The organism is Klebsiella sp. GN_Kp190 (assembly GCF_040061795.1).
GTDB lineage: Bacteria > Pseudomonadota > Gammaproteobacteria > Enterobacterales > Enterobacteriaceae > Klebsiella > Klebsiella michiganensis.
In genome coordinates this window covers 62634-73611 of the sequence record NZ_JBEAFN010000008.1, presented here as the reverse complement: position 1 = coordinate 73611, position 10978 = coordinate 62634, and the positions used below count along the sequence as shown (strand labels likewise).

The window sequence follows — 10978 nt, the reverse complement described above, 5'->3', positions numbered from 1 at the left end:
TGGCGCCAAATGTCGCGCCATTTCTAAACATAAATCCCTTACAGGGAAGTAATATTAATTTTTACGCTGCTCTCACGAATAATTAACCGCGAGACAATTTCGTGCATTTCAATACTGTCCGGCTGCTGTTGATGTTTCACCATCTGAAACGCGAGGTGAGCAATTTCATTTACCGGCTGTGCAACGCTGGTGATTTTTTTAGTTTGCGCCAGCAGGGTATTATCAAAGCTGGCAATTGCAATATCTTCAGGAACGGAGATGCCCTTTTCTTTTAGCCCATCGATAATATAGTTTGCCGCAATATCGTTATACACTAACAGACAGGTACAGGTTCGCGTCGGCTCGCTGAGTTTCTCGATAATGTCATCAAGAATACTAATATGGCCTGATATCTTTTCACCCTCGCCTTTGGCTATCCAGAACGAATTATCTCTAGCAAGCTTTAAACCGTGACTCGCTATTTTTTTGCTGTACGACGAGACCTTGCGGCTATCCACCCCTTCCTGGGCAACAAAGCCAAATGAAAGATGGCCCGTATGAATAAAATGTTCCGCAATACTTTCCGCCCCCCGATCCTGGTTAATCGATACGGAATTGAAGAACCGGGACACCTGGGTGACAACGGCGACCGGGATCCGGGTAATGCTTAACCATTCTGAAAGTTCAGCTTCAGCCTCTGTCGGCACCCATAGCAAGCTGTCAATGCCCATCCCCACTAAGGTCTGAATAATATGTTTATCCTGCTGCGGCTGATTCTGATGCGTTTTAACGATCACCGATTTGCCGATATACCGGGCCTCTTCTTCCACCGTCGCCAACAGTTCACAGAAGTGAGGATTCACCAGATTAGGCAAAACCACACCAATCAGCCCTGAACATTTCCCGCTAAGCTGAAACGAACTCTTGCTGGGGACATAGCAGAGATAATCCATCGCATCACGCACCGCCTGCCGCGTTTCCGGCACGACGCTGGGATGATTGTTGAGCACTCGCGACACGGTCGCCGTCGAGACCCCAGCTCTTTTCGCTACGTCTTTAATGGATGCCATGATGATTGAATACGCCCCCTAACACTGGCGCTCACTATAAATGGCGAGCGCGGTTGAAAATGTAAGCCAGTTCACATGTTGCTTTGTTACATGGAATCACGTTTAGCCTTCGCAAATTCATCACCCTATTAGGGGTTTTTATTAAAACCTGGCGAGAATATATTACGGACACCATCAACAGGAAAGCAGAATACAGGAAGGGAGAATAAGAGATTATGCTATTGCTGCGGGATGGCGTTGGCTGGCGCGATAAATACGCAGCATGCGGGGATCCGGGGATGGCCTATGAACGCCTGGCCACGGCAGCCTGCGGCGCGCGACCATTAGCGTTTAAATTGTAGAATTAAAGATGACATGCTGGGCGCGCCGAGTTTTTTCAGCGCTTTGATTTTATGCGTGCTCACGGTTTTAATCGTAATACCCAGTGATTTCCCTATGTGATGATACTGCTTTCCGCAGCACAGCATCCTGATAACTTGATACTCTTTATGGGTCAGCAGGGCCTCCCAGCGGGAGATATAATTATTACAATGGTAGCCCTTCAGTATCAGTGTAAAATATTGCCATATTTCATCTTCAGTTGAGGAAACATGATAGCGCGCATAGTGCGGCAAATCGGAAAGGCTGCTCCAGAATGAGCGAAAAACAAACACGGCGATGTCTCTGGCCTGCCTTTTTAGATAATCGCCAAAAACAAACGCATCGTAGATGTTTTCTCCTTCACCAAACGTTTCCATTAGCACGCCGGAGAGCGCAATGCTCTCCATTAGCGTTTTTAAGCTTTTCAGATCATGACAAAAGTGCAGCCGAATGGCGGTCAGTGACTTTTGTTCTTGCAGGCTACTTAGCCCCAGACAGAAATAGCGATTCGGGGACATTACTGCCACATCTAAAATAGAACTCATAATGAATTAACACCATTTTATAATATATTTTTTATTTTGCGGAGTGAATTGACCACGGGCCGTGAAAATAATCAATCGGCAGCATCAGCGTATCACCAATAAACGACAGCGGCGTATCCAGGGTCCATAATGTTCCCTGAAGATAATTATAATCATACTCGCTGTCACCGCGGATCACCGCGATATCCGTTTTAACCCCTGGATACCACGTTTCGCCCTCCGCCAGAGAGGTTCTTCCCATGACGCTGCCGCAGCCCGTCAGCAGGAAACAGACAGCCATACAAACCATCGCTTTCGCATTCATATCATCTCAGCCATCAGGATAACGTCGGTACCGTGCCGGCGACGCGAATATCCATCTGCGGATAAGGAATCGCAATATGATGTTCGTCCAGCGCCTCTTTAATATTCTCCAGCAGATCGTAATAGGTATCCCAGTAGTGGGTGTTTTTCACCCACACGCGCACGGTAAAATTAAGTGACGAGGCGCCAAGTTCGGCCAGACGAACGGTGGTATCACGCTGCCGATCGATGCGTTTGTCAGCATCGATGACCGCCAGAATAACGCGCTTCACTTCCGCAATTCGGCTATCGTAGCCGACGCTAATCATCAAATCGATACGCCGGAAGGGATGGCGCGAATAGTTAACGATACTGTCGGCGATAATTTTGCCGTTCGGGATCACCACGTCTTTATTATCCGCGGTGAGTAAGGTGGTGGAAAATATATGTACGGTTTCCACCACTCCGGTAATGGCGCCGATCTGCACCAGGTTTCCGGTCCGGAAAGGACGTAGCGTGACTAACAGTACGCCAGCGGCAAAGTTTGATAGCGATCCCTGCAGCGCAAGCCCCACCGCCAGCCCCGCCGCGCCGATGACCGCAATAATTGAGGATGTTTCTATACCTAAACGGCCAAGCGCGGCGATAGCCGCAAACGCCAGCGTGATATAGCGCACCAGGGCGGCAAAGAAATGGACAACCGTAATATCTACCCTGCGCCGCAGAAGTATTTTCTCGATACCTTTAGATAATAAGGTTGAGACAACCCGGCCGATAAAAAAGAGAATACAAGCGGCAATCACGTTCCAGCCATACTGAAGAATTGTATCACCATGCCCTTTTAACCATTCCAGCGAAGAAGAGATCTGCGGAAACAAAACCACCTTAGCCATATATATTATATCTTTTCTGCGTAAAATATATGAGGAATAGTATAGAGGAATATGTGGGGATTCAATCAACTCGCGGTAATAAAACGATCGTAGATTGTAAGAATAATAAAATTATGTAATTTCTTGCTAACATCTTAATTTTGAGATGAGATAAATATCTTCAACCCGATGAGCTGAAGATATTTAAATGTCATTAAACTTAATAGTAATTAATCGTTAACTGTTCCAGCTGCTTTTGTTTATCAAGAAATGTTTTTTGCACCACGGCATTACTGACATCCAGCGAAACGCTGCTGACGTGCGCCGCGGAATAATGAGAAACGGTCTTATCGCGATAACAGAATAATTCATTTTGACCGGGCTTGTTCCAGCATCCCGACTCCACAACGGTGCCAATGAAGCGGACTTTTCCGGTATGGCCGGCGTAGCAGAAAGAAGAAGTGCAGGCGAGAAGTAAAGCCGCTGCGGCAGTGCATTTACGTGCGTCCATGGGGTAACACTCCTGTGTTGGGCATTTTTGAAATCAATTTCAAACCACAGGAGATAATTACACTGCTAATTATATTCGATCAATGCTTTTTTTAGCCCCGACCCGCAATATACGTAAAAAGGCTCAGCTGCCTCTGCGACGCTGAGCCCGCGGCCATAACCGGCATCGGCACTACGATGAAAAACGCCGGTCCTCAGGATAGAGCCGCCGGGCCTCCTCGCGCAAAGCCCGGGCGTTTTTCTGTTGCCCAAGATACCGCTCGACGTTAATAAGATTGTTGTACATATCGGCGTCGTTCCACACCGCAATCCAGCGCCTGCCGATCTGGTTGAAAGCCTCCAGGTCCTCGACGTTAGCGCTCGACTGATAGCGGATGATATAGCTGAGCGCCCGATCTTTACGCAGCCTTTCGCTGCCGATGCCGATGTCATGCAGCCGCAGTACGCGGCTGGCAAAACGCTGCGGCGACTGCTGAAAAGCGGTCAGGTAGTGCCCCTGCCAGAAGGCGCAGCCGGTGAGCAGCGCGCCGTAGCAGGCCAGGATCATCAGCGCGCAGGGTACCGGCCGCGTGGAGGGCGCGGTGAATGCGGGCAGTGGCGTCTGTTCGCCGGACGGACAGCGATCGGCCAGGTTAACCAGGATAAGAACGAACAACCAGTGTACCGGCGATTGATACAGCGGATACTCCAGCTGCGTGTGCAGCAAAATGGGCATCAGGCAAGCCAGCAGCGCCAGCTGCCGTACGCCGGGGCGGCGCAGCAGTAGCCAGAATCCGCTAACGCCCATCACCAGCAGCCCGAGCAGGGCGACCGCTCCGCCCTCGACCCACCAGAACAGCAGGTCATTATGCGGATAGGTTAACCCCGGGACCCGACGGGACAACGGCGGGACGCTATCGGCCACGAAATGGGCAAAGGACCAGGCGTATCCCCCGTAGCCCCAGCCGACGATCGGATGCTGCAGTATCATGTTCCAGGTCTGCTGCAGAATAAAAACCCGCTCAAGATTCGAGCCGTCATGTTCATGCAGGGCGTTGAGTAACGAGACCGATAGCAGGGCAAGCCCCAGCAGCACGCCGGCCACCGGCGCCAGTACGACACGCCAGCGGGCCCCGCGCGCGGCGGAGCGGCGTAACGGCGAGAAACAAAAAATCGTCACTATCATCAGCCAGCAGACCACGCCGCCCAGCCATCCGGTGCGGGATTTCAGCAGGGTCAGCGTGGCGTAGAGCAGCCCGAGCCCGAGCGCGCTTCCCCACTGACGATATCTCTCCCTCGCGACGCTGCGGCAGACAAAGCGGACGTCGACCGTCAGCCACAGCAGCACCGCGGCGCCGGTGGCAATAAAGGAACCGGTGACGTTGCGTTGCAGAAAAACGCCGATCGCGAACTGTCCGGCCTGGCGCTGCGCCGCCTGCGCCGGCAGCGGCAGCCACGCCGGATGACCGATACCCACCAGCGCATAAACCGCCTGAATCAGAGTGGCGGCGACGATCAGCCACAGTACGGTCTGCTGCTGACGCGGCGTGAGCCGACAGTTCAGCAGCAGATAATAAAACGCCACGCCCGCCCACAGGCCCGCCAGGCGCGGGAAGGCATCCAGCCGCCAGTCGACGGACGGGCTCCAGAGCAGGGGCAGCGTCAGCAGTAACGCCGCCAGCGCCATGCCGCGCAGGAACGGGCTGCTGCGCAGTCTCTGATGCCGCAAAAACCAGGCGCAGCCGACCATCGTGACCAGCAGCACGCACCAGACCAGCAGCGGTTCCGGTAAATCGGCGCCGCTGCCGCCGGTGCTGGGCAGGACAATATGCATGACGCCAAGCAGGATCAGCGCCAGCATCATAAGGAGCCAGCGGGAGGCCGCCGTTTCCGGCGCTCCCCTGAGTTCTGCGTGCATCTTATTGCCCCTTCCTGGCCTGCGCATCGGGCGAAATACGCAGCGCCGGCATGGCCCGACCATAGTCGTTAAGGGTCTGCCACTGCAGCGCGCAGCCGCCCTGCGCCGGACACCACGCCACCGAGCGGCTGGAAAGCGGCGCGACCATCCCGGCCCCGGCGATACTCTGGCCGTTGGCCTGCATATTCAGCAGCGTGACGTAAAACGGCGTCGGATTCTGCACCGTTACCGTTTTACCCTGGCGCCGCCAGGTCAGCTGGCGATAAGCCTGCTGTGAATCCCCTTGTACGCCTTTCGGGCGATAGAACAGCTTCATGCGGCTGCGCACCGCAATCTGCAGGGTATTCTGCTGCTGACTGTCGGCCTGAGGGATATTGGCCACCGTGACCCAAAACAGACTTTCGCGGTCCGCCGGCAGCTGGCCGCTGGTGTACATCACGCGAATTTCATTTTCTTTGTGGCCGTTTAGCGCAAAGACCGGGGGCGTCGCCACAAAAGGCACCGCCGCGTGCGGGTCGCCATCGGCGACGATTTTGCTCAGAATCAAGTAGCGCGAGGGCGATTGATTGATCACCCGGAACGATATCGATGGCTTACCCTCATTATAAATAAAGCGGGTTCCCCCGATGACCACGCCCGCCTGCGCCTGAAGGGATAAGGCGCTGAGCGCCAGCAGTACAGCGATTTTTCTCAACATGGACAGGCTACTGATAGGTCAGGCTAAAGGTGGTCGTGGCGTCAACGCTGCCGGCGGTAACCGGGCTGCTCGTCGCTACCATCTCACCGTAAAAGGTGAGGTTCTGGCTGGTTTGCTGCGGGTCGAGCGTATACTGGCGGCTGGCGCTGTTCAGCGGCACCAGCGTACGCTGGCTGTCTAAGATCGCCACCCCGACGCCCGCGGCGCTGCCCGCCTGGCTGGTTAACGCCAGCAGGGCGCTGTTGGTCGTATCCGCCTCGCCGGTAAAGGTTAATGAGACCGCCGACGCCGCGCTGCCGCAGTTTTCCAGCCCGATGTTGAACGCTATCGGCTGGGAGGCGCTGCCGGCCGCGGTAAACTGTTTCGCCGCAATGTCGCCCAGGGTCACCTGCTGGTTCGCGGTATCGGTGGTCACGGTGCAGGTGTTTCCCTGGATCGTGCCGGTAATGTTTACGGTGCCGTCGTGGGCCAGCGCTGAGCAGGACAAGCCGGATAGCGATAACAGCAGGATCGTCTTTTTCATTATTGATAGCTCACATCAAAATAGAGTACCGAAGAGGCGTTGCCGGGCGTAACCGGCACCGCGGTAGCTTTATAGCGCAGGCGAAACGTCAGATCGTTATTGCCCTGGGTAATCGGGTACCCGTTATCGGTACTGTTAATCGCAATCGCGTTCATACTGCTGTCCAGCAGCTCAATCGCCACGCCGCTGGCCATTCCGCCGCCGCCGGAGGTATCGGAGAGGGCTAACAGCGATGGGTCGGAGCCGTCCGACGTGCCGCTAAAGGCCACCGTCGACTGGCTGATCGCCGAGGTGCAGTTATTTAATTTGATATCAAACTGCTTCCACTCCGAGGTATCGCCGACGTTTTTAAATATCCCGGCGCTGAAATCGCCGATATGGATAGTCTGGTTCTGGCTGGCGGTGTCGATATCGCAGCTTTCCGCGACGATAGTGCCGGTCATATCCATCTCGACCTGGCCGCTATCAATATCGTCGGCGATAGCGCTATGAACGCCCGCGAGCGCCAGCAGCAGGGGAAAGAGTGTTTTTGCCGCTTTCATCTTTTTTCCTCAGGCGAAGTCAACGCGAATATAGGCCGTCGCCGAAAAGGTCCCCTCTGCCGGGGCGTTTCCGGTGGTGCTAATCGGCGCGGCGTGGAAGGTCACCGTCGCCTGCAGGTTATCGTCCAGCTGGAACGGGAGCAGGCCGCTGTTCGGCTCAATCACCTTGCCGCTGTCATCGGTGATCTGCACCCCGACATCGTCGTTGCTGGTCTTAATCGCCGACGGTTCATCCGCCGAGGCTTCCGCCTGGAAGCGCAGGGTTAAGCTGGCGTTAGCATCCATCCCGTTACATTTAATCGGCACGGTGATGGTTTTCGGCGTATAGCCGGTGGGCATCTGGCCCTTGTTTTTAAATTCGGCCGACATAAAGGAGCCAAAATCGACGGTTACTATTTGCCCGGCGTTAACTGAGCAGGTTTGAGGGACGATAACTTGGCCACTTATGTATACACTCGCATATGGCGTTCCCCCAAAGGTGGGTTGCTCACTATCTAAAGCTACAGAGCCGTAAATATTTACAATATTTGTTGACGGTATTTCAACCGAACCAACAAATGCTTTCTTTATATAAAGTGATAACTTACCTTTCGAGCCAGTAGCGGTATTCAGCGTTCCCGCCTCCCAAGTGCTGCATGGTTCGTATACCCCATTAGGTACAACACTCCATGGAAGAGGAAGATATTGATTAACATTGCCAGCCATATAGACACTAGCAGCTACCTCTAAGTAATCATTTATAGAATAGTACTGTTGCTCACCATCATTATGCCCAACCGGGAGAGATGTCTGTGATGTGTAATATTGCTGAAACCCCTTCACACTGCCGTCGCCACAAGTACAAGTAGCATGATACGTCTGCCCTAAATCCCAACTAAAAACATCCGGAAAAGAAGTGCCTGGGGCGTTCTGAGAACTATCAGTAATGGTTTTTGTTCCAAAATTGTACGAAAAAGATTGTATTCCACCAGTCGGCGTACACCATCCAGTATCTCCCCATGCCACCGACGACCACCCCGTCAGCGTTATACCCAGAATTAAAAACAACCGCGTAAATAACTTCATTACTGACACCTTTCACTTAATTTATTCACCGGCTGCTGCTTCGCGCTTTCCGGAAGTTGATATTTCACCACGCAGTGCTGTCCGGCGCTCTCGCCCCACTGCACTTCCAGCATGCCGTTCAGCGGCAGCCCGGCGAGGTAGGCCTGACCGTCGTCGCCGACGATGGTGCTGTTGCCCGCCTTCTGGCTGACCGTGGCGCCGAACGGCACCGGCTTGCCGTTATGCATCAGGGTCATCAGCGCGCGCACCCCGACGTGGGCGTTAAATTCGGCGCGCACCAGCGCCCCCTGGGTCGGCACCACGTTGGTGACCGCGTCGTCAATATCGACGTTCTGCCCCATGGAGTTGGTATTCAGCGCCACGCGGTTCTGGCGATAGGTGGTGGCGTACGGGATCACCGCGTAGCCGCGCCAGTCGGTTTTCACCCCGGTGGCGTTTTCCAGCTCGACCCCGGCCGCCCCCGGCGCTTTCACCAGAATGTTGGTGTCGCCGAGCGGCTGGCTAAGGGTAACGCCGTTGCGGTGAACCACCAGGCCGCCGCTGACCCCGTAGTTCACCTGGTGATAGCCGTCGCTGTAGTTGTAGCCGGCCTGCAGGTTACCGTAGGTGCCCTGATAGCTCATGTTGGCGTTACCGCTGTTGCTGGTGCCGTGGTTGCCGTCGCTCTCCTGAACGTTATAGCTCAGGTTGTTATCCGCCAGCAGCGTCCCGTTGATGCCGGTGGTTCCAGTGGTCTTACCGTGCTGATCGGTGGTGGTGCCAAAGCTCATATTGGTGGTGTTGGCCGAACGGTAGATATCCGCGCTATGGTTGCTGGAGAGCCACTGGCCAATCGGCAGCGAAATATTAAAGGCGTAGATCTGGTCCGCCTCGTCTTCCCCCGGCGACTTGTCATAGTTCCACGTCAGGCTATAGGAGATGCCGTTCCAGCTGCCGTTATAGCCCACCTGCAACATGCGATCTTTCTCATCGGTGTGCCAGTAGGTCTGTTCGGAGCCGGTGACAAAAATCGAGCCGATTTTGCCGACCTGCTGCGAAATATTAAGCTGCGCTTTGCCTTTTTTGGTGTAGTAGAGATCGTAGTAATCGGTCCACACCGGCTTATCCTGCTTACCGTCGTGATCCTCATCTTTCCACTCATTGTCGCCGGTATAGCCGCTCATGCTTTTATACGTCGTCTCGTCGAGGGTGTAGAACCCCTCCGTCGAGTAGCGATAGCCCAGCAGCTGGAAGTTGGTGCCGAGATCGTTCAGCGCCTTGGCGTACAGGAAGCGTACCGACTGGCCGTCGTGCTGGCTGCCGTCAGCGAGGGTGCTGTTGGCCTGAGTGATATCGGCGGAGACCGCGCCGAAATCCCCCATGTTCAGCCCGGCGCCCAGCGCAAAGGCGTGGTAGTCGTTGCTGACCTGCGAACCGCCGTACAGCGTGAAGCCATGCGGCAAGCCGTAGATTGCCGTTCCCTGGGCAAAATTGACCTCATCCTGATCGTCGTTGGTGCTGCGGTATTTACCGGCGGTCAGGGCGTATTTCAGTCGTCCTTCGCGCTGCAGCAGCGGCACCGCGGAGTACGGCACGGTAAAGGTATTTTCGCTGCCGTCGCTCTCTTTTACCGTCACCTGCAGGTCGCCGCTCGACGAGGTCGGGTAGAGATCGTTGATGGCGAAGGCGCCCGGCGAGACGTAGGTCTGGTAGATAACGTAGCCGTTCTGCTTGATGGTGACCCTGGCGTTGCTCTTCGCGATACCGCGGACCGTCGGCGCAAAGCCCTTCAGGCTGTCCGGCAGCATGTTGTCGTCGGAGGCAATCTGGACGCCGCGAAAGCCGAGGCTGTCGAAAACGTCCGACGGGGTGTAGCTTTCCCCGAGCGTAAGCTCCGCCTTCAGCGGCGCAATCGTACGCTCGACGTAGGTGCTGATATGCTCCCACTTGTTCTCCGTTTCACCCTCGCCGCTGGTGTAGTTCCAGGTGGAGTAGTCGCGCAGGCGCCAGGCGCCGAGGTTCAGGCCGCTTTGCAGGTTGAGATAGTAGCTGTCCTCTTTGCTATCACCGCCGCTGTTGCCGCCGGTGAAGTCATAGTTCAGCAGCAGCGCGTTGATCCCCTGGTCCCACTCTTCCGGGGGGATATACCCGCGCGCGCTCTGCTTCAGCGCCGCCTGCGGCACGCTGATGTTCAGCTGCTGATGCTCAAAGTCGAATTCGGTGGAGGATTCCGGTATGGCGGCAAAGGGCACGCACTGCTCCGGCGCCAGCTTCGCCAGGTCCGGGAAGGCTTTGGTATTGACCCCCATCTGTTCCAGACGCGCGGTGGTAAAGCACGGCGCCAGCCCGGTATCATCCTGGCCGCCTTTTGCCGCTTTAAAGTTCACGTCTTCCGTGGTGACCAGCTGCTTATTCAGATAAATATCAACGTGATATTTACCCGGAGCCTGGCTATCGCCCTTTTCAAAATGCGAAAGATCGGCCACCGCGTTAGGGTCGTCCGATAAGAATGCGGGGTTAAAATAGTTATCCGCCAGCGCGGATAACGGTAATGCCGATAAGGTTGCCGGCAAAATAATACGGTATACCCGACGGCGGGCAAATAGAACCTGCATCACCGCGAGGGTGATATATTTTATTTTTAACGTCATTATTTT

The 10978-nt window shown here is 54.9% G+C and carries 11 protein-coding genes; all 11 read right to left on the bottom strand.

Translation table 11 applies throughout. The features are described 5' to 3' along the window. Positions 1–38: 38 nt before the first annotated feature. Positions 39–1049, bottom strand: a complete 1011-nt coding sequence (locus ABLU67_RS05935) for a LacI family DNA-binding transcriptional regulator (RefSeq protein WP_025106553.1) — start codon at positions 1047–1049, stop codon at positions 39–41. 323 nt (positions 1050–1372) lie between these two features. Further along, positions 1373–1954, bottom strand: a complete 582-nt coding sequence (locus tag ABLU67_RS05930; protein WP_032751739.1) for a helix-turn-helix transcriptional regulator — start codon at positions 1952–1954, stop codon at positions 1373–1375. A gap of 31 nt (positions 1955–1985) precedes the next feature. Next, positions 1986–2234, bottom strand: coding sequence for a YceK/YidQ family lipoprotein (locus ABLU67_RS05925; protein WP_224394736.1), 249 nt, complete (start codon positions 2232–2234; stop codon positions 1986–1988). Positions 2235–2271: 37 nt separating this feature from the next. Further along, entirely contained in the window at positions 2272–3129 is an 858-nt protein-coding gene (mscS, locus tag ABLU67_RS05920; RefSeq protein WP_348852200.1) for a small-conductance mechanosensitive channel MscS, read from the bottom strand. Positions 3130–3328: 199 nt separating this feature from the next. Further along, positions 3329–3619, bottom strand: coding sequence for a hypothetical protein (locus ABLU67_RS05915; RefSeq protein WP_025106549.1), 291 nt, complete (start codon positions 3617–3619; stop codon positions 3329–3331). Positions 3620–3790: 171 nt separating this feature from the next. Beyond that, positions 3791–5515, bottom strand: coding sequence for a Wzy polymerase domain-containing protein (locus ABLU67_RS05910; protein ID WP_348852199.1), 1725 nt, complete (start codon positions 5513–5515; stop codon positions 3791–3793). 1 nt (position 5516) lies between these two features. Continuing rightward, entirely contained in the window at positions 5517–6212 is a 696-nt protein-coding gene (locus tag ABLU67_RS05905; RefSeq protein WP_064358707.1) for a molecular chaperone, read from the bottom strand. Between the two features lie 7 nt (positions 6213–6219). Further along, the gene (locus ABLU67_RS05900) at positions 6220–6735 is read right to left on the bottom strand and encodes a fimbrial protein (RefSeq protein ID WP_348852198.1); all 516 of its coding nucleotides are present in this window, start codon (positions 6733–6735) and stop codon (positions 6220–6222) included. Next, entirely contained in the window at positions 6735–7277 is a 543-nt protein-coding gene (locus ABLU67_RS05895) for a fimbrial protein (RefSeq protein ID WP_064378061.1), read from the bottom strand. Before ABLU67_RS05895 ends, ABLU67_RS05900 begins: the two co-directional genes overlap by 1 nt. Before the next feature lie 9 nt (positions 7278–7286). Next, complete coding sequence (locus ABLU67_RS05890) at positions 7287–7982, bottom strand: fimbrial protein (protein WP_348852209.1); 696 nt, start codon at positions 7980–7982, stop codon at positions 7287–7289. A 359-nt stretch (positions 7983–8341) separates the two neighbouring features. Further along, the gene (locus tag ABLU67_RS05885) at positions 8342–10972 is read right to left on the bottom strand and encodes a fimbrial biogenesis usher protein (protein ID WP_348852197.1); all 2631 of its coding nucleotides are present in this window, start codon (positions 10970–10972) and stop codon (positions 8342–8344) included. Between the last annotated feature and the right edge of the window lie 6 nt (positions 10973–10978).